Raw genomic sequence first — 24265 nt, 5'->3', positions numbered from 1 at the left:
ACGCTGAAAAGAAGGGCAGACTGATGGCGGATGAGGAGAAGCTCCGCGAGTACCTCGCGCGGGTCATCGCCGAGCTGCAGCAGACCCGCCAGCGGCTGCGGGACCTCTCCGAGCCCGAGCTGGACCCCGTCGCGATCGTCGGCATGGGCTGCCGGTACCCGGGCGGCGTGACCAGCCCCGAGGACCTGTGGGAGCTCGTCGCCACCGGCCGCGACGCCATCTCCGGCTTCCCCGCCGACCGCGGCTGGGACGCCCGGCCCGGCCAGAGCAGCGGCTCCGGCACCGGGTACGGCCTCGACGCCGGCTACGCCCCGCTCGGCGGCTTCCTCGACGCGCCCGGCGGGTTCGACGCGGCACTGTTCGGCGTCTCCCCGCGCGAGGCGACGGCGATGGACCCGCAGCAGCGGCTGCTGCTCGAGGTCGCCTGGGAAGCCCTGGAACGCTCCGGGATCGCGCCGCTGTCGCTGCGCGGCAGCCGCTCCGGCGTCTTCATCGGCACCTCCGGCCAGGACTACACCGCACTGCTGCAGCAGGCGGCGGCCGGCGTCGAGGGCTACCTGCTCACCGGCACCGCGGCCAGCGTCGTCTCCGGCCGGCTGGCGTACACCTTCGGCCTCGAAGGCCCCGCCGTGACCGTCGACACCGCCTGCTCCTCGTCCACCGTCGCCATCCACCTGGCCTGTCAGGCCCTGCGCGAGCGCGAGTGCACCCTCGCCCTGGCCGGCGGCGCGACCGTGATGGCCACCCCGGGCGCGTTCGTCGAGTTCTCCTACCAGCGCGGCCTCGCCGCCGACGGCCGCTGCAAGTCCTTCGCCGCTGCCGCCGACGGCACCGGCTGGTCCGAGGGCGTCGGCGTGCTCGTCCTGGAACGCCTCGCCGACGCCCGACGGCTCGGCCACCGGGTCCTCGGCGTCATCCGAGGCTCGGCGGTGAACCAGGACGGCGCCAGCAACGGGCTCACGGCCCCGAACGGCCCGTCGCAGCAGCGGGTCATCCGCCAGGCTCTCGCCACCGCCCGGCTCACCCCGGACGAGGTCGACGCCGTCGAGGCCCACGGCACCGGCACCACGCTCGGCGACCCGATCGAGGCCCAGGCGCTGCTGGCCACCTACGGCCAGGAGCGCCCCGCCGACGCGCCGCTCTGGCTCGGCTCCATCAAGTCGAACATCGGCCACAGCCAGGCCGCCGCGGGCGTCGCCGGGGTCATCAAGATGGTCATGGCGATGCGCCACGGTGTGCTGCCGAAGACCCTGCACGTCGACGAGCCGACCCCGCACGTCGACTGGGCGGCCGGGGCGGTCTCGCTGCTGACCGAGGCGCGGCCGTGGCCGGCCGTGGACCGCCCGCGCCGGGCCGCGGTGTCGTCGTTCGGCATGAGCGGCACCAACACGCACGTCATCCTGGAACAGCCCGAACCGCGGCCCGAGGGGGAGCCGGCGCCGGACGCGCGCCCGGCCGGCGGCCTCGTGCCCGTGCTCGTCTCGGGCCGCAGCGCCGCCGCGCTCGCCGCCGTCGCGGGGAGCTGGTCGCGCTGGCTGGCGGCGCACCCCGAGGCCGAGCCCGGCGATGTCGCCTGGGCGTCGATCGCGTCGCGGTCGGTGCTCGAGCACCGGGCCGTGGTCCTGGCCGAGCGCCGTGAGGAGCTGGTCGAGCGCCTGGGCGACCTGTCCGGCGGCGCGGTGTCCGGCGTCGCGACGCTCGGCCGCCGGGTCGGTGTGCTGTTCTCGGGCCAGGGTGCCCAGCGCGCGGGGATGGGCGCAGGTCTCGACTTCCCGGTGTTCAACCGGGTGTACGCCGAGGTCCGGTCCCACTTCGGCGAGCTGCCGGACGAGCGGATCGACGACACGGAGATCACCCAGCCGGCGCTGTTCGCGATCGAGGTGGCCCTCTACGAGCAGTTGAAGGCGTGGGGTCTGCAGCCGTCGGTGGTTGGCGGTCATTCGATCGGTGAGCTGGTCGCGGCGTACGTGGCCGGGGTGTGGTCGCTGGAAGACGCGTGCAAGGTGGTCGCGGCCCGGGCCCGGCTGATGCAGGCCCTCCCGCCGGGTGGCGGGATGCTCGCGGTCGGGGCTCCGGTCGAGGACGTGCCCGAGGGTGTGTCGGTCGCGGCGATCAACGGGCCGAACGCGTGGGTGTTGTCGGGTCCGGCGGAGTTGCTGCCCGAATTCCCCGGGGTTCGGACGAGTCGGCTGCGGGTGTCGCATGCGTTCCACTCGGCGTTGATGGAGCCGATGCTGGCCGAGTTCCGCGCGGTCCTCGACACCGTCACGTTCAACCCGCCGCAGATTCCCATCGTCTCCAATGTCACCGGTGGACTCATCAGCGAGTTCGATGCCGACTACTGGGTGCGGCACGTGCGGGGCACGGTGTTGTTCGCCGACAACGTGGCCGCCATGCGCGCCGAGGGTGTCGACACGTTCCTGGAGGTCGGGCCCGACTCGGTGCTCGTGCCGCACCTGCCGGCCGATGACGCCGTCGTGGTCGGCACGCTGCGGCGCGACCGGGACGAGCGGGAGTCGCTGCTGCGGGCCGTCGGCGGGCTGTTCGTGGCCGGCGTCGACGTCGACTGGGCCGCGGTGCTCGGGGGCGCCGGGCGGGGCGTCGACCTGCCCACGTACCCGTTCCAGGAGCAGCGGTACTGGCCCGAGCCCGGCACCGCCGAACCCGCCGACCGGCCCAGCGCCGCGGACGCCCGCTTCTGGTCCGCCGTCGAGCGCGAGGAGCTCGCCGGCCTCGCCGCGACCCTGCACGCCGACGAGGCCGCCGAGGAGTCGCTGCGCGTGGTCGTGCCGCTGCTCTCCTCGTGGCGGCGGCGGCAGCGGGACCGGTCGCTGATCGACTCGTGGCGGTACAAGATCAGCTGGACGCCGATCGCGAACCCCGCCGCGACCGATCTCGCCGGCCGGTGGCTCGTGGTCGTCCCGCCCGGCACTGACGGTGCCGAGGTCGCCGCCGCCCTGCGCGACGGGGGAGCCGACGTCGAGATCGTGCCCTCCGTCGACGCGGCCGCGGACGGTGAGCCGGTCCGGGGCATCGTGTCGCTGCTCGCGCTCGACCCGGAAGGCGACGGGGCCGGCGGGCTGCTCGCCAACCTCGCGCTGAGCCAGACGCCCGGCGAGGCGCGGCTCTGGTTCGTCACCCGGGGCGCGGTGGCGGCCGGGCCGTACGACCGCGACCTCGACCCGGCGCAGGCCGCCACCTGGGGCCTCGGGCGGGTCGTGGGCCTCGAGGCGCCGCAGCGCTGGGGCGGCCTGATCGACCTGCCGCCCACCGTGGACGCGGACACCCGGGCCAAGCTCCGCGCCGTCCTGGCCGGCGGCTGCGACGAGGACCAGGTCGCGATCCGCCCCGCCGGGGTCTTCGCGCGCCGGCTCGTCCGCGCCGAGATCGGCGGGAACCCCGCGGCCCGCCCCTGGACCCCGTCCGGGACCGTCCTGATCACCGGCGGCCTCGGGGCCCTGGGCCGGCACCTCGGCCGCTGGCTCGCCGCCGAGGGCGCCGCCCATCTGGTCCTGCTCGGCCGGCGCGGCCTGGACACGCCCGGCGCCGAGCAGCACGCGGCCGAGCTGCGCGACCTCGGCGTGCGCGTCACCGTCGCCGCCGTCGACGTCGCCGACGCCCGGGCGCTCGCCGCGCTCGTCGAGGACGTGGAGGCCGGCGGCGACCGCATCACCGCCGTCGTCCACACCGCCGGCCGATCGCAGACCACGCCGCTCGCCGACGTCACCGCGGAGGAGTTCGCCGCCGTGGCCGCGGGCAAGGCCGGCGGCGCCACCAACCTCGCCCGCGTCTTCGCCGAGCGCGAGCTCGACGCCTTCATCGTGTACTCGTCCATCGCCGGCACCTGGGGCAGCGCCGGGCAGTCCGCGTACGCCGCCGCCAACGCCCACCTCGACGCCCTCGTCGAACAGCGGCGCCGCGCCGGGAAGCCGGGCACCGCGATCGCCTGGGGCCCGTGGGCGACCGGCGGCATGGCCGCCGAGTCCGGCTCGGACGGCGACACCACCGAGGAGCAGCTGCGCCGCCGCGGCGTGCCCGCCCTCGACCCGGCCCTCGCCATCGCCGCGCTGCGCCAGGCGGTCGAGCACGGCGACGCCTGCGTCACCATCGCCGACGTCGACTGGCGCCGCTTCGCCCCGACGTTCGCCGCCACCCGCCCCCGGCCGCTGCTGCGCGGCGTCGCGGAGGCGGCCCGCGCCATGGACGCCGGCGACCCGACCGGCGCCGACCTCGCCGAGGAGGCCGTCTCGCTGCGCGCCGAGCTGGCGGGCCTCGACACCGCCGCCCGCCTCGACGTGCTCACCACGCTCGTGCGGGACCTGGCGGCCGCCGTCCTCGGCCACGCCGACGCCGCCGAGCTGCCCGAGACGGGCACGTTCCGCGACTGCGGCTTCGACTCGCTCACCGCGGTCGAGCTGCGCAACCGCCTGTCGGCCGCCGTCGGGCTGCGGCTGGCGACCACGCTCGTGTTCGACTACCCGACGCCGCGCGCGCTCGCCGACCACCTCCTCACCGTGCTGCTCCCCGGCGAGGCGCAGGGGCCCGCGGCGGTCACCGGCCCGGCCGGCGGGCTCGGCGAGGAGATCGCCATCGTCGCGATGAGCTGCCGGTACCCCGGCGGCGTGACGAGCCCCGAGGACCTCTGGCGCGTCGTCGACGGCGGCGTCGACGTCATGTCCGACTTCCCGACTGACCGCGGCTGGGACCTCGGCCGGCTCTACGACCCGGACCCCGAGCGCCCCGGGACCTTCTACGCCACCGCGGGCGGCTTCCTCGACGGCGCCGCCGCCTTCGACGCCGGGTTCTTCGGCATCAGCCCCCGCGAGGCGCTGGCGATGGACCCGCAGCAGCGGTTGTTGCTGGAGGCGTCGTGGGAGGCGGTGGAGCGGGCCGGGGTGGATCCTCAGGGGTTGCGTGGTGCGCCGGTTGGGGTCTTTGTGGGGACGAACGGTCAGGATTACGGGGCTCTGTTGATGGGAGCCGTGGACGACACGGGTGGTTTTGCGGGCACGGGCAATGCAGCGTCGGTGGTGTCCGGGCGGGTGGCGTACGCGTTGGGGTTGGAGGGACCGGCGGTGTCCGTGGATACGGCGTGTTCCTCGTCGCTGGTAGCCCTGCACCTGGCCGTCCAGTCCCTGCGGCGCGGGGAGTGTGACCTGGCCCTCGCGGGTGGCGTGACCATCATGGCGACCCCGGGCCTGCTCGTGGAGTTCTCGCGGCAGCGCGGCCTGTCCGAGGACGGCCGCTGCAAGGCGTTCGCGGCCGCGGCGGACGGCACCGGCTGGAGCGAGGGCGTCGGCATCCTGCTCGTCGAGCGCCTGGCCGACGCGCGCCGCAACGGCCACCCGATTCTCGCGATCGTCGCCGGCTCGGCCGTGAACCAGGACGGCGCCTCGAACGGGCTCACGGCCCCCAACGGGCCGTCGCAGCAGCGGGTGATCCGCCAGGCGCTCGCCGACGCGGGGCTCGTGCCGTCCGATGTGGACGTGGTCGAGGCGCACGGCACCGGCACGACCCTCGGCGATCCGATCGAGGCGCAGGCGCTGCTGGCGACCTACGGCCAGGATCGTGGCGAGCCGCTGCTGCTCGGCTCGATCAAGTCGAACATCGGCCACACCCAGGCCGCCGCGGGCGTCGCGGGGATCATCAAGATGGTCCTGGCGATGCGGGCGGGTGTCGTACCGGCGACCCTGCACGTCGACGCCCCGACCCCGCACGTGGACTGGTCGGCCGGGAAGGTGGAGCTGGCGACCGAGGCCCGGCCCTGGCCCGCCTCCCCGCGGCGCCGGGCCGGCGTGTCGTCGTTCGGCATCAGCGGCACCAACGCCCACGTGATCCTGGCCCTGCCCGACGAGACGCCCAGCGAGACTTCGGAGACGAGCGGCCTGGTCATCGGGCCGGTGGTCTGGCCGATCTCGGGCCGTTCGCCGGCGGCGGTGGCGGAGCAGGCGGCCCGGCTCGCCGGCATCGCCCACACCGCGTCCCCGGAGCGGATCGCGTGGTCCCTCGCGACGACCCGGGCGGTGTTCGAGCACCGGGCGGCCACCGTGGGCCGGACCACCGCTGAACTCCTGGCCCCCGCCGAGATCACCGGCGCGGGCGACGGCGGGCGGATGGTGTGGGTGTTCCCGGGTCAGGGCAGCCAGTCGGCGGGCATGGCGGCGGGGTTGTTCTCCTCGTGTCCGGTGTTCGCGGACGCGATTGTGGAGTGTCAGCTGGCGTTGGCGCCGTGGCTGGATGTGGATATCGCGGGTCTGCTGACGGGTGATGACGCGGGTTGGTTGGATCGGGTCGAGGTCGTGCAGCCGGTGTTGTTCGCGGTTGGTGTGGCGTTGTCGCGGGTCTGGCTGCACGCGGGGGTGAGGCCGCATGCGGTGATCGGTCACTCGCAGGGCGAGATCGTCGCCGCGCACGTGGCCGGGATCCTGTCGCTGGATGACGCCGCCCGCGTGGTGGCGGTGCGGGCGCGGGCGTTGAAGGCGCTGAAGGGCACGGGCACGATGGCCTCGGTCCCGCTCTCCGCGGACGACGTCACCCCGCTGCTGCCCGAGGGCGTGGTCGTCGCCGCCGTCAACGGCCCCCGGACGGTCGTCGTGGCCGGGCCGACCGAGGCCGTGCAGGACCTGGTCGCCGGCGTCGAGGGCGCGAAGCTCATCTCCGTCGACTACGCCTCCCACCACCCGGGCGTGGAGCGCGTCCGGGACCAGGTGCTCGCGGATCTGGCCGGGATCACGATCCGGCCCGGGCACACGCCGATGCTCTCGACGGTGGCCGGGGCGACGATGTCGGCCGAGTACTGGATGGACAACCTGCGCCAGCGGGTCGAGTTCGAGCCCACCGTCCGCGGCGCGCTGGAGTCCGGGCACCGGACCTTCGTCGAGATCTCCGCGCACCCGGTGCTCACCATGGCCCTCGCGCAGATCGTCGACGACGCCCACGTGCTCGACACCGTGCGCCGCGACGCCGACCAGCCCACCCGGCTGCTGGCCAACCTCGCGAAGGCCTGGGTGCTCGGGCACCCCGTCGCCTGGCACCGGGTGCTGGGGCGGACCGTGATCGTGGACCTGCCCACGTACCCCTTCCAGGAGCAACGGTTCTGGCCCAGCACCACCGCACCGCGGCACACCGCCTCCGACGGGCTCGGGGTCGTGCGGCTCGCCGACGAGGACGGCCTGGTCGTCACCGAGCGGCTCGGCGTGACCACTCAGCCGTGGCTCGCCGACCACCGCGTCGGCGGCACCGTCATCGTGCCCGGCACCGCACTGCTCGACCTGGTGCTCCGGGCGGGCGAGCGGCTCGCCGCGGACCGGGTCGCCGAGCTGACCCTCGCCGCGCCCGTCGCCCTCCCGGAGACCGGCGCGGTCCGCGTCCAGGTCCGCGTCGGCGCCCCCGACGAGTCGGGGCTGCGGCCGGTCACCATCCACTCCCAGCCGGACGGGCCCCTCGATGCCGCTCCGGATGCCCCCTGGACCCGCCACGCCGACGGCCTCGTCGCGCCCGCCGGCCCGGCGATCCCGGGCGGTGCGACCGGGGCCTGGCCGCCCGCCGGGGCCGAGCCGATCCCGTTCCAGCCCGCCGAGTGGTACGCGGCGATGGCCGAACGGGGCCTCGACTACGGCCCGGCCTTCCGCGGCCTCGAGCGCGTCTGGCGCCACGGCGACGAACTGCTCGCCGAGGTCGCGCTGCCCGACCCGGACGCCGGCACCGAACGCTTCGGGATCCACCCGGCCCTGCTCGACGCCGCCCTGCAGGCCACCGCGCTCGGCGGCTTCTTCGGCGAGGCCGAGGGCCGGGCGTACATGCCGTTCGCCTGGGCCGGCGTCGACCTCTACGCGCAGGGCGCCACCCGGCTGCGGGTGCGCCTCGCCCCGGCCGGCGACGACGCCGTCCGCGTGACCGTCGACGACCAGCACGGCGAGCCCGTCGCCGCCGTGGCCTCGCTCGCGTTCCGGCCCGCCGCCGGGGCCGGGGCGGTTGCGGAGGCCGGCGGGGAGTCGCTGTACCAGATCGACTGGATCGAAACCACCGCCACCGAGCACACCGTCGACCGCCGCCCCCTGCCCGAGCTCGCCGCCGCCATCGCGGCCGGCGAACCCGCGCCCGACGCCGTCATCGCCGACATCACCGGGACCGACCCGCTGCGCACCACCGCCGAGACCGCCGCGCTGCTGCAGGCCTGGCTCGCCGAGCCGGCCCTCGACGCCGCCCGGCTGGTCCTGCGCACCCGCGGCGCGATCGCGGTCGACGGCGCGGAGGCGGTGCCCGACCTGGCCGCCGCCCCCGTGTGGGGCCTGGTCCGCTCGGCCCAGTCCGAGCACCCCGGCCGGTTCGTCCTGCTCGACACCGACGGCTCCGCCGAGGACCGCCTGAGCGGCGACGAACCGCAGCTCGCCGTCCGCCGGGGCGCGCTGCTCGTCCCGCGGCTGGCCCGGGCCGGGCGCCACGGCACCGTCGTGCTGCCGGAGACCAGCGCGCTGCCGTGGCGGCTCGACGTCGGCGAGCAGAACAGCCTCGACAGCCTCGTCGTGCGGCCCGCGCCGGAGGCCGCCGCCCCGCTCGGCCCGACCCAGGTCCGGGTCGAGCTGCGCGCCTCCGGCGTCAACCTGCGCGACGTCGTGCTGACCCTCGGCATGGTGCCCGACCAGCACGTGCTGGGCAACGAAGGGGCCGGTGTCGTCGCCGAGGTCGGCGCGGAGGTCACCGGGTTCGCACCCGGCGACCCGGTGCTGGGCATCTTCTCCGGCTCGTTCGCCTCGACCGCCGTCACCGAGGCCCGGCTCCTCGCGCACAAGCCGGCCGCCTGGTCCTACACCGAGGCCGCCACCGTCCCGGTCGCGTTCCTCACCGCCTACTACGGGCTCGTCGACGTCGCGAACGTGCGGCCGGGCGAGTCCGTGCTCATCCACTCCGCCGCCGGGGGAGTCGGGCTCGCGGCCGTACAACTCGCCAAGCACCTCGGCGCGAACCTCTTCGGCACCGCCAGCCCCGGCAAGTGGCCGGCGCTGCGCACCGCCGGGATCGCGCTGGCGTCGTCGCGGACCCTCGACTTCGAGGACACCTTCCGCGAGCAGACCGGCGGCCGGGGCGTCGACGTCGTCCTCAACGGACTGACCGGCGGGTTCGTCGACGCGTCGCTGCGGCTGCTCGCCGAGGGCGGGCGGTTCGTGGAGCTCGGCAAGACCGACAAGCGGCCGCCGGAGGACGTCGAGCGCGACCATCCGGGGGTGCGCTACCGCGCCTTCGACCTCATCGAGGCCGGCTACGACCGCATCGGCGCGATGCTCACCGAGCTCATGGACCTCTTCGCGCGGGGCGTGCTGCGGCCCCTGCCGGTGCGCGCCTGGGACGTCCGCCAGGCCCCGGAGGCCTTCCGCTTCCTCAGCCAGGCCCGCCAGATCGGCAAGATCGCCGTCACCATCCCGCGCCCGATCGACCCCGACGGCACGATCCTCGTCGCCGGCGGCACCGGCACCCTCGGCGCGCTGCTCGCCCGGCACCTCGTCCGGCGGCACGGCGCCCGCCGGCTGCTGCTGGCGAGCCGCCGCGGCCTCGACGCCGACGGCGCCGTCGACCTGGCCGCGGAGCTGAAGGCGGCCGGCTGCGAGGTGACCGTGGCCGCCGCCGACCTGGCCGACGCCGACGCCGTGGACGACCTGGTCTGCGGCGTCGACCCTGCCGCCCCGCTGACCGCCGTGATCGTGGCGACCGGCGTCCTCGACGACGCCGTGATCGAGTCACTGACGGCCGAGCGCATTGCGGCGGTACTGCGCGCCAAGGCCGACCCCGCCCGTCACCTGCACGACGCCACGCGCGGGATGGACCTGGCCGCCTTCGTGCTGTTCTCCGCCGCCGCGGGCGTGCTCGGCGGCCCCGGCCAGGGCAACTACGCCGCCGCCAACACCTACCTCGACGCCCTCGCCCACGACCGCCGCGCGCACGGCCACCCGGCGACGTCGCTCGCCTGGGGCCGCTGGGAGCAGGCCAGCGGCATGACCGGGCACCTGGCCGCCGGGGACGTGCGCCGGCTCGCCCGGGCCGGCGTCGACGCCCTGGCCACCGCCGAGGCGCTGGACCTCTTCGACCGGGCGCTGCGCTCCGGCCGGCCGCTGCTGGTGCCGACCCGCCTGGCCGCCGGGCCCGGCCCCGGTCCGGTGCCGCCGCTGCTGTCGGGGCTGTTCCGCCCGGCCCGGCGCACGGTCGCCGCGGGCGGGGCACAGCAGGCGGCGGACGGGCTGCGCACACGGCTCGAGGCGATGCCCGACGACCAGCGGGGCCCGGCCGTGCTCGCGCTCGTCTGCTCCCACGTCGCCGTCGTGCTCGGCCACCCCGACCCGGCCGGCATCGACCCCGGCCGCGCCTTCCGGGAGCTCGGCTTCGACTCGCTCACCGCGGTCGAGCTGCGCAACCGGCTCGGCGCCGCGACCGGCCTGCGGCTCGCCGCGACCGTCGTGTTCGACCACCCCACCCCGAACGTCCTCGCCGAGCACCTGCTGGCCCAGCTCGTCACCGCCGCCCCGACGGCCGGGCAGCGGGCCGCGGACCAGCTCGACCGGCTCGAGGCGCTGCTGGCCGGCCTCGACCCGGGGGACGACGGGTTCACCGCCGTCACCGAGCGGCTCGGCGCGCTGCTGTCGCGGCTCACCGACCGCCGCGACCCCGGCGCCGAGGACGACGACGACCTCGACCGGGCCACCGCCGAGAACATCTTCGATCTGATCGACCGCGAACTGGAGACACCATGACCGGCGCCGTCGAGGACGAGAAATACGTCGAGTACCTCAAGCGCACCACCGCCGAGCTGCGCCGCAGCCGGCGACGGGTGCGTGAGCTGGAGGACCGCGACAGCGAGCCGCTGGCGATCGTCGCGATGACCTGCCGGTACCCGGGCGGCGTGGCCGGCCCCGAGGACCTCTGGCGGCTCGTCGCCGACGGCGCCGACGGCATCGGCGAGTTCCCCGGCAACCGCGGCTGGGACCTCGACGCGCTCTTCGACCCCGACCCCGACAAGCCCGGCACGAGCTACGTCCGCGAGGGCGGCTTCCTCTACGGCGCCGGCGACTTCGACGCCGAGTTCTTCGGCATCAGCCCGCGCGAGGCGCTCGCCATGGACCCGCAGCAGCGGCTGCTGCTGGAGACGTCCTGGGAGGCCTTCGAGCGGGCCGGGCTCAGCCCCGCGGCCCTGCGCGGCAGCCGGACCGGCGTCTTCGTGGGCGCGTCGTCGCAGGGGTACGACGGCGTGCTCGCCCAGAGCGAGAGCGCCCAGGGCCACCTGCTCACCGGCAACGCGGCCAGCGTCGTCTCCGGCCGCGTCGCCTACACCCTCGGCCTCGAAGGCCCGGCCGTCACCGTCGACACCGCGTGCTCGTCGTCGACCGTGGCCCTGCACCTGGCCGGGCAGGCCCTGCGGCAGCGCGAGTGCGACCTGGCCCTCGCCGGCGGCGTCACCGTCATGGCGACCCCGCACGTCTTCATCGGCTTCTCCCGCCAGCGCGGCCTCGCCCAGGACGCCCGCTGCAAGGCCTTCGCCGCGGCCGCCGACGGCACCTCGTGGTCGGAGGGCGTCGGCCTGCTGCTGCTGGAGCGGCTCTCCGACGCGCAGCGGCTCGGCCACCCGATCCTCGCCGTCGTGCGGGGCAGCGCGGTCAACCAGGACGGCGCCTCCAACGGGCTCACGGCCCCGAACGGACCGGCCCAGCAGCGGGTCATCCGCCAGGCGCTCGCCAGCGCCGGGCTCACGCCGTCCGACGTGGACGCGGTCGAGGCGCACGGCACCGGCACCGCGCTCGGTGACCCGATCGAGGCGCAGGCGCTGCTGGCGACCTACGGGCAGGATCGTGAGCGTCCGTTGTGGCTGGGTTCGGTCAAGTCGAACATCGGGCACACGCAGGCGGCGGCGGGTGTGGCCGGGGTCATCAAGATGGTCATGGCGATGCGTCACGGGGTGCTGCCGAAGACGCTGCACGTGGACGAGCCGACGCCGCACGTCGACTGGACCGCCGGATCGGTGTCCCTGCTCACCGAGGCCCGGCCGTGGCCCGCGACGGATCGCCCGCGCCGGGCCGCCGTGTCGTCCTTCGGCGTCAGCGGCACCAACGCGCACACGATCCTCGAGCAGGCCCCCGAGGCCGAGGCCACCGACCGGCCGGCCCCGCCGGCCGGCCCGGTGCCGGTGCTGCTGTCGGCCCGCAGCGCCGCCGCGCTGGAGGCCCTGACCCGGCGGTGGTCCCGCTTCGCCGAGGCCCACCCGGAGGTCACCGCGGCCGAGATCAGCCGCGCCTCGATCGCGGCGCGGTCGGCCCTGGAGCACCGGGCCGTCGCCGTCACGCGGGACCCGTCCGACCTCACCGGCGCCGTCGCCGGGGTCGCGGCGCCCGGCCGCCGGGTCGCGGTGCTCTTCTCGGGCCAGGGCGCCCAGCGTGCCGGCATGGGGGCCCAGCTGTACGGCGTGCATCCGGTCTTCACCCGCGTCTACGACGAGGTGCGCGCGCACTTCGGCGACCTGCCGGACGAGCGGATCGACGACACGCAGATCACGCAGCCGGCCCTGTTCGCGATCGAGGTGGCACTGTACGAGCAGCTGCGCGCCTGGGGCGTCAAGCCGGAGGTCGTCGGCGGCCACTCGATCGGCGAGCTCGTCGCGGCCTACGTCGCCGGCGTCTGGTCGCTCGAGGACGCCTGCGCGATCGTGTCCGCCCGCGCCCGGCTCATGCAGGCCCTGCCGTCCGGCGGCGCGATGCTCGCGGTGGCGGGCGCGGTCGAGCACCTGCCCGAGGGCGTCGCCGTCGCGGCCGTCAACGGGCCGGACGCGATCGTGCTGTCGGGACCGGCCGAGGCGCTCGACGCCCTGCGGACCCCGCACCGGACCCGGCGACTGCGGACCTCCCACGCGTTCCACTCGGCGCTGATGGACCCGATGCTGGACGAGTTCCGCGCGGTGCTCGACGGCGTCACGTTCCACCCGCCGAAGATCCCGATCGTCTCCAACGTCACCGGCGCGCTGATCGACGGGTTCGACGCCGAGTACTTCGTGCGGCACGTGCGCGAGACCGTCCGGTTCGCCGACGGCGTCACGACGCTGCGGGACCGGGGCATCAACACGTTCCTCGAGGTCGGCCCCGACACGGTGCTCGTGCCGCACCTGCCCGCCGGTGACGCCGTGGTCGCCGGGACGCTGCGCCGCGGCCGGGACGAGCGGGAGTCGCTGCTGCGGGCCGTCGCCGAGCTGTTCGTCTCCGGCGTCGACATCGACTGGCCCGCCGTCACCGGCGCCGCCGGCGCGGCGGCCGCCGCCACCCACCTGGACCTGCCCACCTACCCGTTCCAGCGCACCCGCTACTGGCCCGAGCCCGGCGAGCTGCCGGTCTTCGGGGCCGACGCCGAGTTCTGGGCCGCCGTCGAGCGCGAGGACGTCACCGACCTCGTCGAGCGGCTCGGCGCGGGGGAGGAGGTCCGCGGCTCGCTCGACGCGCTCGTGCCGGTGCTGTCGGCGTGGCGGCGCAGCCGGGCCCGGGAGAGCGCCCTCGACGGCTGGTGCCACCGGGTGCGCTGGGAGCCGCTGCCGACGCCCGCCGCGGACGGCCGGCTCACCGGGCGCTGGGTGGTGCTGTCGGCGAGTGGGGGTACCGCCGACATCACCGGCATCCTGGAGACCGCCGGGGCCACCGTCGCCACCGCGGGGGACGATCTCGACGGGGCGGCCGGGGTCATCGTCGTCGTGCCCGAGCACGACACCGTGCTCGCCGCGCACCCGGGCGTCTCCGCCGGCGTCGCCCTGCTGCTCGACACCGTCCAGCGCAGCACCGCGCCCGTCTGGTGCGTCACCCGCGGCGCCGTCAGCGTCGGGGCCGGCGAGCGGATCAGCGAGCCGCTGTCGAGCCTCGCCTGGGGGCTCGGCCGGGTCGCCGGCGTCGAGCGGCCGGACCGGTGGGGCGGCCTGGTCGACCTGCCGGCCGCCGCAGCGCCCGGCGCCGACCTGGCCCTGCGGCACCTCCCGGCCGTGCTCGCCGGGGCGAGCGAGGACCAGGTGGCGCTGCGCCGCTCCGGCATCCACGGGCGGCGGCTCGTGCGCACCGCGGCACCGGCCGACGCCTGGGCGCCGGCGGGGACCGTGCTGGTCACCGGCGGTACCGGCGCACTGGGCGCACACGTCGCGCGCTGGGCCCTGGAGCACGGCGCGACCCGCGTGGTGCTGCTGTCCCGGCAGGGGCCCGCCGCCCCGGGCGCGGACGAGCTGCGGCGGCTCGGGGCCGTGGACATCGTCGCCGCCGACTGCACCGACCGGGCCGCGCTCGCCGCGGTGCTCGACGGCATCGAAGACCTCGACGCGGTGGTGCACACCGCGGGCGTCCTCGACGACGGGGTCCTCGACGGGCTCGACGCGGACCGGATGCGGCGCGTGCTGGCCGTCAAGGTCGAGGCCGTACGGCACCTGCACGAGCTGACCGCCGGCCGCGCCCTGTCCGCGTTCGTGCTCTTCTCCTCCGTCGCCGGCGTGTGGGGCAGCGCCGGGCAGGGCAACTACGCCGCCGGCAACGCCTACGCCGACGCGTTCGCCGCCTGGCGCCGCGACCAGGGCCTGCCCGGCACCGCCCTGGACTGGGGCGCCTGGGCCGAGGCCGGCATGGCCGCCGACGCCGCCACCGCCGCCCGGCTCGCCCGCGGCGGCCTCAAGCCGCTCCCGCCCGCCGAGGCCGTCCGCGCCCTCGCCCGCGTCAACGGCCCGCACCCGGCCCTCGCCGTCGTCGACGCCGACTGGCCCCGGCTCGCCCGCTCCCTCGCGGCCCAGCGCCCGCAGCCGCTCCTGCACGACCTGCCCGGCGTCCACCCCGGGCCGGTCGGGCCGCCGGCCCCGCACACCACCGTCGGCACCGTCCCCGCCGGGCGCTCCCTCGCCCAGCTCACCGACCTCGTCGCCGCCGAGGCCGCCGACGTGCTCGGCTACCCGGAGCGGCACCGGCTGCCCGACCGGCCCTTCAAGGACCTCGGCTTCGACTCGCTGACCGCGCTCGACCTGCGCAACCGGCTCGCCCGGGCGACCGCCCTGACGCTGTCGTCCACCGTGGTCTTCGACTACCCGACCGTCGCCGAGCTCGCCGCTCACCTGCACCAGCTCTCCGCCGGGACCGCTGCCGGGACCGCGGCGCTCGACCGGCCCGCGGCCGGCGCCGCCACCGACGAGCCGATCGCGATCGTGTCCATCGGCTGCCGCCTGCCCGGCGGGGTCGCCTCGCCCGAGCAGCTCTGGGACCTCGTCGTCAACGGCGTCGACGCGCTCGGGCCGGTGCCCGCGGACCGGGGCTGGGACGTCGCCGGCGACGGCGGGTTCGTCGCCGACGCGGGCGAGTTCGACGCGGCGTTCTTCGGCATCAGCCCGCGCGAGGCACTCGCCATGGACCCGCAGCAGCGGCTGCTGCTGGAGACCTGCTGGGAGGCGATCGAGCGGGCCGGCCTCAACCCGGACGCCCTGCGCGGCAGCTCCACCGGCGTCTTCGTCGGCACCAACGGGCAGGACTACGGCTCGCTGCTCATGGCCACCGGCGGCGCCGACGAGAACTTCCTGTCCACGGGCAGCAGCGCCAGCGTCATCTCCGGCCGGGTCGCCTACACCCTCGGCCTGCACGGCCCGGCCGTCACCGTCGACACGGCGTGCTCGTCCTCGCTCGTCGCGCTGCACCTGGCCGCCCAGGCCCTGCGGCAGGGCGAGTGCGACCTGGCCCTCGCCGGCGGCGTCACCGTCATGGCGACCCCGGGCATCTTCATCGGCTTCGCCCGCCAGAACGGCCTCGCCGCCGACGGCCGCTGCAAGGCCTTCGCCGACGCCGCCGACGGCACCGGCTGGGGCGAGGGCGCCGGCGTCCTGGTGCTGCAGCGCCTCAGCGACGCCCGCCGCGACGGCAACCCCGTCCTCGCCGTCGTGCGGGGCAGCGCGGTCAACCAGGACGGCGCCTCCAACGGTCTCACGGCCCCGAACGGCCCGGCCCAGCAGCGGGTCATCCGCCAGGCGCTGGCCAACGCCGCGCTCACCACCGGCGACATCGACGCCGTCGAGGGCCACGGCACCGGCACCACGCTCGGCGACCCGATCGAGGCCCAGGCGCTGCTGGCCACCTACGGCCAGGACCGGGACCGGCCGCTGTGGCTCGGCTCGATCAAGTCCAACATCGGCCACACCCAGGCCGCCGCCGGCGTCGCCGGGGTCATCAAGATGGTGATGGCGCTGCGCCACGGGGTGCTCCCGCCGACCCTGCACGTCGACCGCCCCTCCACCCACATCGACTGGTCCGCGGGCGCCGTCGAGCTGCTCACCGAGCGCCGCGACTGGCCCGCCGTCGACCGGCCCCGCCGCGCCGCGGTGTCGTCGTTCGGCATCAGCGGCACCAACGTGCACACGATCCTCGAGCAGGCGCCCGACCAGCCGGTGGCGCCGCGGCCCGGCGGCGAGGCGACGACGCTGCCCTGGGTCGTCAGCGCCAAGACCGACGAGGCGCTGCGGGCCGCCGCCGCGGCGCTGGCGGACCGGGCCGGGACCGCCGACCCGGCCGACATCGGCAGCTCCCTCGTGACGACCCGGGCCGGACACGAGCACCGGGCCGTCACCCTCGGCCGGACCGCCGCCGAGCACGTCGCCGCGCTGCGGGCCGTCGCCGCCGGCGAGCAGACCGCGAACGCCGTGCGCGGCGTGGCCGGCCCGGCCAAGGTCGCCTTCGTCTTTCCCGGCCAGGGCGCCCAGTGGGCCGGCATGGCCGCCGAGCTCCTCGCGACCGCGCCGGTCTTCGCCGAGCGGCTGCACGAGTGCGCCGCGGCCCTGGCCCCGCACATCTCCTGGTCCCTGCTCGACGTGATCCACGGCGTCGAGGGCGCCCCGCCGCTGGAGCGGGTCGACGTCGTCCAGCCGGTGCTGTTCTCCGTCGGCGTCTCCCTCGCCGCCCTCTGGCGCTCCTACGGCGTCGAGCCCGCCGCCGTCGTCGGGCACTCCCAGGGCGAGATCGCGGCCGCCTGCGTCGCGGGCGCGCTGGGCCTCCAGGACGCCGCGCGGATCGTCGCGCTGCGCAGCCGTACCATCCTCGAGCTCGCCGGCCTCGGCGGCATGGTCTCCGTCGCCACCCCGGCCGCCGAGGCGGAGACGACGATCGCCGGCTGGCCCGGCGAGGTCGCGCTCGCCGCCGTCAACGGCCCCGCCTCGGTCGTCGTCTCCGGCGCCACCGCCGCGCTCGACGAGCTCGTCGCCGCCTACGAGGCCCGCGGCGTGCGGGTCCGGCGTATCGCCGTGGACTACGCGTCGCACTCGGCCCAGGTCGACCGGATCGAGGCCCGGCTCGCCGAGCAGCTGGCCGGGGTCGAGCCGCGCCCGGCCGAGATCCCGTTCTACTCCACCGTCGAACCCGGCTGGGCCGACACGACGACCCTCGACGCCGCCTACTGGTTTCGCAACCTGCGCCGGACCGTCCGCTTCGAGGACGCCGTCCGCGGCCTGCTCGCCGAGGGCTTCGGGGTGTTCGCCGAGGTGAGTCCGCACCCGGTGCTCACCCTGGCCGTCCAGCAGACCGTCGACGACGTGCGGGCCGCCGACTCCTCGGCCCCGCCCGCCGCGGTGCTCGGCACCCTGCGCCGCGACAACGGCGGCCTCGACCGGTTCCTCACCTCGCTCGCCGAGGCCCACGTCGGCGGGGCCCGCGTCGACTGGCGGCCCGCGTTCGCCGGGCACCATCCGCGCCGCGTCGACCTGCCCACGTACCCGTTCCAGCGCCGGCTCTACTGGCCGTCCGCGCAGCCCGCGGCGGACGCGGCGCCGAGCCCGGCCGACGACCCGTTCTGGGCCGCCGTCGACCGCGCCGACGTCGGGGAGCTCGTCGCCCAGCTCGGCGAGCACACCCGCTCCTCGCTCGACGTCGTGGTGCCGGCGCTGTCGTCCTGGCGGCGCGAGCGGCGCAGCGGGGCCGAGATCGACTCGTGGCGGTACCGCGACGCCTGGCGCCCGGTCCCGCTGCCGTCCGCGAGCACCCTCGACGGTGTCTGGCTGATCCTCACCCCGGCCGGCGTCGCGATGGACGCCGCCGCCGAGTGCGTCGACGCCCTGGAGCTCGCCGGTGCCGACGCCCTGCCGGTGCTGATCCGGCCGGACCAGACCGGCCGCGACGCCCTGGCCGCCATCGTGTCCGACGCCACCGGCGGCGAGCCGATCGCGGGCATCCTGTCCCTGCTCGCCCTCGACGAGCGCCCGCACGCCGGCCACGCCGCCGTGCCCGGCGGGTTCGCCGCGACCGTCGCCCTCGTCCAGGCCCTCGGCGACGCCGGGCTCCGCGCGCCGCTGTGGTGCGCCACCCGCGGCGCCGTCCGCACCGGCGAGACCGACCTCCTGCCGCACCCGCTGCAGTCGATCGTCTGGGGCTTCGGCCGGGTCGCGGCGCTGGAGCACCCCGAGCGCTGGGGCGGGCTCGTCGACCTCCCCGAGACCTTCGACGGCCAGACCGGCCGGCGGCTCTGCGCCCTGCTGGCCGGCGCGACCGGCGAGGACCAGACCGCGATCCGCGCCGCCGGCGTGCTCGGCCGGCGGCTCCTGCGCGCCCCGCTCGCCGGCGCCGCCCCGGCCCGGACCTGGCGGCCGACCGGCACGGCGCTGGTCACCGGCGGCACCGGCGCCCTCGGCCGGCACATGGCCCGCTGGCTCGCGCACAACGGGGCCGAGCACCTCGTGCTCGTCAGCCGCCGCGGCCGCGACGCCATCGACGTCGACGGGCTGGAGGCGGAGCTCAACGCGCTCGGCGCCCGCGTCACCATCGCGGCCTGCGACGCCGCCGACCGCGACGCGCTCGCCGCCGTCATCGCCGCCATCCCCGCCGAGCACCCGCTGACCACCGTCGTGCACACCGCCGCGGTGCTGGACGACTCCGTGATCAACTCGCTCACCGTCGACCAGCTCGACCGCGCGCTCGCCGCGAAGGCCAGGGCCGCGCTCAACCTGCACGAGCTGACCCGCGACCGGGACCTGTCCGCGTTCATCCTCTTCTCGTCCCTGGCCGGCACCGCCGGGGCCTCCGGGGTCGCCAACTACGCGCCCGGCAACGCCTTCCTCAACGCCCTCGCCCAGCACCGCCGGGCGGCCGGGCTGGCCGCGACGTCGATCGCGTGGGGCGCGTGGGGCGGCGGCGGGATGGCGGCGGGCGAGTTCGGCCGGACCCTCGACCGCCACGGCGCCCCCGAGATGGCCCCCGAGCTGGCCGTGGCCGCCCTCCAGCAGGCCCTCGACCACGACGAGGCGTTCCTGACGATCGCGAACATCTCCTGGGAGCGGTACCTCGTCGCCTTCACCGCGACCCGCCCCAGCCCGCTCATCGCCGAGGTCCCCGACGTCCAGCGGCTCCGCGCGATCGAGGCCGCGGCCGGCCCGGCCACCGCGACCGGGACGGCCGACGGCTCCCCGCTCGGCACCCGCCTCGCCGGCCTCGCCGCCGCCGAGCGCCACGCCACCCTGCTCGCCCTGGTCCGGGCCCAGGCCGCCGCCGTGCTCAACTACCCGGCCCCCGACGACGTGGTGCCCGGCCACGCCTTCCGCGACCTCGGCTTCGACTCCGTCACCGCCGTCGACCTGCGCAACCGGCTCGCCACCGCGACCGGGCTGCGGCTGCCCGTCACCCTCGTGTTCGACTACCCGACCCCGACCGCCCTGGCCCGCCACCTCGACGAGGAGCTCGGCGGCGCCACGGCGACCGCCGCCCGGCCCACCGGGGTCTCCGATGGCTCCGAGGAGCCGATCGCGATCGTCGCCATGAGCTGCCGCTTCCCCGGCGGCAGCGACACCCCCGAGGAGTTCTGGCGGATGCTCGCGGCCGGCCGCGACGCCGTCTCCACCCTGCCCACCGACCGCGGCTGGGACATCGACGGCCTCTACGACCCCGACCCGGGCCGCGCCGGCACCTCCTACGTGCGCTCCGGCGCGTTCGTCTACGACGCCGGCGAGTTCGACGCCGGGTTCTTCGGCATCAGCCCCCGCGAGGCGCTGGCGATGGACCCGCAGCAGCGGTTGTTGCTGGAGGCGTCGTGGGAGGCGGTGGAGCGGGCCGGGGTGGATCCTCAGGGGTTGCGTGGTGCGCCGGTTGGGGTCTTTGTGGGGACCAATGGTCAGGATTACGGGGCTCTGTTGATGGGAGCCGTGGACGACACGGGTGGTTTTGCGGGCACGGGCAATGCAGCGTCGGTGGTGTCCGGGCGGGTGGCGTACGCGTTGGGGTTGGAGGGACCGGCCGTGTCCGTGGACACAGCGTGCTCATCGTCGCTGGTGGCCCTGCACCTCGCGGTGCAGTCCCTGCGGCGGGGCGAGTGTGACCTGGCCCTCGCGGGGGGCGTGACCATCATGGCCACGCCGGGCCTGCTGGTGGAGTTCTCCCGCCAGCGCGGCCTGTCGCCCGACGGGCTCTGCCGGGCGTTCGCGGCCTCCGCCGACGGCACCGGCTGGGGGGAGGGCGTCGGCGTCCTGCTCGTGGAGCGCCTGGCCGACGCCCGCCGCAACGGCCACCGCGTCCTCGCGCTCGTCGCCGGCAGCGCGGTCAACCAGGACGGCGCCTCCAACGGGCTCACGGCCCCGAACGGGCCGTCGCAGCAGCGGGTCATCCGCCAGGCCCTCGCCGACGCCGGGCTCGCCCCCGCCGACGTCGACGTGATCGAGGCCCACGGCACCGGCACCACGCTCGGCGACCCGATCGAGGCCCAGGCGCTCCTGGCCACGTACGGCCAGGACCGCGACACCCCGGTGCTGCTCGGCTCGGTGAAGTCGAACATCGGCCACACCCAGGCGGCCGCGGGCGTCGCGGGCGTGATCAAGATGGTGCTCGCCATGCAGGCGGGCGTCGTACCGGCGACCCTGCACGTCGACGCCCCGACCCCGCACGTGGACTGGACGGCCGGCGCGGTCGAGCTGGCGACGGAGGCCCGTCCGTGGCCGGCGACCGATCGGCCGCGCCGCGCCGGGGTGTCGTCCTTCGGCATCAGCGGCACCAACGCCCACGTCATCCTGGCCATGCCCGAGGAGCCGGCCGCCGAAGCACCGCCGGCTGACGGCCTCGTGACCGGCGCCGTGATCTGGCCGGTGTCGGGCCGGACGGCGGCCGCGGCGCGCGCCCAGGCCGCGCGGCTGGCCCGGTTCGTCCGCGCCAACCCCGGGCTCCCCGCCGACCGGATCGCCTGGTCGCTCGCGTCGACGCGGTCGGCCTTCGAGCACCGGGCGGCCGCCGTGGGCCGGACCACCGAAGCGCTCCTCGCCGGGCTGGACGAGCTGAGCGTCGCGGCCGGCGACGGCGGGCGGATGGTGTGGGTGTTCCCGGGTCAGGGCAGCCAGTCGGCGGGCATGGCGGCGGGGTTGTTCTCCTCGTGTCCGGTCTTTGCCGACGCGATCGTGGAGTGCCAGCTGGCGTTGGCGCCGTGGCTGGATGTGGATATCGCGGGTCTGCTGACCGGTGATGACACGGACTGGCTGGACCGGGTCGAGGTCGTGCAGCCGGTGTTGTTCGCGGTCGGGGTGGCCCTGGCCCGGGTCTGGGAGCACGCGGGGGTGAGGCCGCATGCGGTGATCGGTCACTCGCAGGGCGAGATCGCGGCGGCGCACGTGGCCGGGATCCTGTCGCTGGATGACGCCGCCCGGGTGGTCGCGGTGCGGGCGCGGGCGTTGAAGGCGCTGAAGGGCACCGGCACGATGGCCTCCGTCCCGCTGACGGTGGACGAGGTGCCGGACGATGTGGTGGTCGCGGCGGTCAACGGCCCCCGGACGCTGGTGGTGGCCGGAGCGCCGGATGCGGTGCAGCGCCTCGTGGACCGCGTCGAGGGCGCCAGGCTGATCCCGGTCGACTACGCCTCGCACCACCCGAGCGTCGAGCAGGTCCGTGAGCAGGTGCTCGCCGGGCTCGACGGCATCACCGTCCGGCCCGGGCACACGCCGATGATCTCGACGGTGGCCGGGGCGACGATGTCCGCCGAGTACTGGATGGACAACCTGCGCCAGCGGGTCGAGTTCGAGGCGGCGGTGCGGACCGCGCTGGAGTCCGGGCACCGGACGTTCGTGGAGGTCTCCGCGCACCCGGTGCTGACGATGGCGCTCACGCAGATCGTCGACGACGCTCACGTCCTGGACACCCTGCGCCGCGACGCCGACCAGCCCACCCGCCTGCTGTCCAACCTCGCGAAGGCCTGGACGCTCGGGCACCCCGTCACCCTCGACACCGTCCTGCCGCACACGGCGACCGTGGACCTGCCGACGTACGCCTTCCAGCAGCAACGCTTCTGGCCCACCCCGGCCCCGCAGCAACCGGCCGCGGCCGACGGCCTCGACGCCGACTTCTGGGCCGCCGTCGAGCGTGCGGACCTCGCCGCAATCGCCGACTGGCGCCGCCGCCGGGAGGCCCGCGCCGTGACCGACGGCCTCGCGTACCGCATCGCCTGGGACCCGATCCCGCGCCCCGAGCCGGCCACCGGCCCGTCGACGTGGCTGATCGTCGCCGCCGGCCCGGACGACGGCCTGGCCGGGCAGCTCGAGCGCCGCGGCGCCCGGACCCACGTGCTCAGCCCCGGCTCGGACATCCCGGCCGACGTGGTCTTCGACGGCGTCCTGCACGTGGCGGACTCGCTCACCACGACCCTCGCGCTCGTGCAGACCCTCGGCGCGGCCGGCGTCGCGGCCCCCCTGTGGTGCCTCACCCGCGGCGCCGGGACGGACCCGGAGCAGGCCGCGATCTGGGGCCTCGGCCGGGTCGTCGCCCTCGAACACCCCGAGCGCTGGGGCGGCCTGATCGACCTGCCGGCCACGATGGACGACCGCGGCTGGGACCTGGTGTGGGCCGCGCTCACCGGCGCGCACGGCGAGGACCAGCTCACCATCGACGGCGGCGGACTGCTCGGCCGCCGGCTCGTGCGGGCCCCGGCCGTCGAGCCCGACGCCGACGCGGAGCCCGAGTTCCGCGGCACGGTCCTGGTCACCGGCGGCACCGGCGCGCTCGGCGCCGAGCTGGCCGGCTGGCTCGCCGAGCGCGGCGCCGAACACCTGCTGCTGCTCAGCCGCCGGGGACCCGACGCGCCCGGCGCGGCCGCCCTCACCGAACGCCTGGAGGCCCTCGGCGCCCGGGTCACCGTCGCCGCGGCCGACGTCGCCGACCGTGACGCGCTCGCCGCCGTGCTCGCCGCCGTCCCGGCCGAGCTGCCCCTCACCGCCGTCTTCCACGCGGCCGGCGTCCTCGACGACGGGGTCCTCGACCGGCTCACCGCCGAACGCGTCAGCGCCGTGCTGCGGCCCAAGACCGTCGGCGCGCTCAACCTCGACGAGCTCACCCGCGACCACGACCTCAGCGCGTTCGTCCTGTTCTCCGCGATGGCCGCCGAGATCGGCAGCGCCGGCCAGGGCAGCTACGCCGCGGCCAACGCCTTCCTCGACGCGCTCGCCGAGCGCCGGCACCGCCGCGGCCTCCCCGCGACCGCCGTCGCCTGGGGTCCCTGGGCCGTCGGCGGCATGGCCGCGGGCGACCCCGTCGTCGAGGAGCGCCGCAGGCGCAGCGGCGTCACCGGGCTGCCGGCCGAGCGGGCCCTGGCCGCCCTGCGCCAGAGCATCGGCCGCGGCGAGCCCGTCACGGTGGTCGCGGACATCGACTGGGAGCGGTTCGTGCCCGGCCTCGTCGCCGTGCGCCCGTGCCCGCTGCTCGGCCGGATCGCCCCGCAGGCCCGCCAGGCCCTCGCCGACCCGGCCGGGGACACCGCCGGCGGTCCGGCGCTCGGTGCCCGGCTCGCCGGCCTCGCCCCCGCCGAGCAGGAGCAGGCCGTCGTCGACCTGGTGCGCGGGCACGCCGCCGCGGTCCTGGGCCACGCCTCGCCCGAGGCGATCGAGGTCGAGCGGCCCTTCCGCGACTTCGGCTTCGACTCCCTCACCGGCGTCGAGCTGCGCAACCGGCTGATCGCCGCGGCCGGGGTCCGGCTGCCGGCGACCGTCGTGTTCGACTACCCCAACTGCGTCCTGCTGGCCGACTACGTGCGGGCCCTCGTCCTCGACGGTGCCGTGGCGGTCGACAACCCGGTCTTCGGCGACCTGGACCGGCTCGAGGCCACGCTGACCCGGGCCGCGCCCGACCGCAGCGCCCGGGCCCGGATCGCCGAGCGGCTGCACGCGCTGCTCGCCACCGTCAACGCCGAGGACGGCGCCGCGGACGGGACGGTCACCGAGCGGATCGAGTCGGCGACCCCGGACGAGCTGTTCGACTTCATCGACCGCGAGCTGGGGGTGTCGTGATGGCCA

Annotated in this window: 2 protein-coding genes; both read left to right on the top strand. The window is 76.5% G+C overall.

The window, feature by feature from the left end; translation table 11 throughout:
- The first annotated feature begins 23 nt into the window (after window positions 1–23).
- Window positions 24–10742, top strand: a complete 10719-nt coding sequence (locus ACQP1P_RS26235; RefSeq protein ID WP_433073802.1) for a type I polyketide synthase — start codon at window positions 24–26, stop codon at window positions 10740–10742.
- Window positions 10739–24259, top strand: a complete 13521-nt coding sequence (locus tag ACQP1P_RS26230; RefSeq protein ID WP_433073799.1) for a type I polyketide synthase — start codon at window positions 10739–10741, stop codon at window positions 24257–24259. The genes ACQP1P_RS26235 and ACQP1P_RS26230 overlap by 4 nt, the downstream gene beginning before the upstream one ends.
- The last annotated feature ends 6 nt before the right edge of the window (window positions 24260–24265 follow it).

This window comes from Dactylosporangium sp. CA-052675 (assembly GCF_050947935.1).
Classification (GTDB): Bacteria; Actinomycetota; Actinomycetes; order Mycobacteriales; family Micromonosporaceae; genus Dactylosporangium.
This window is presented reverse-complemented; position numbering and strand designations above follow the sequence as displayed.

What these genes read in the sequence shown, in the direction of transcription:
- ACQP1P_RS26235 (WP_433073802.1), top strand. Translation starts at nt 24, where the DNA reads ATGGCGGATGAGGAGAAGCTCCGCGAGTACCTCGCGCGGGTCATCGCC.
- ACQP1P_RS26230 (WP_433073799.1), top strand. Translation starts at nt 10,739, where the DNA reads ATGACCGGCGCCGTCGAGGACGAGAAATACGTCGAGTACCTCAAGCGC.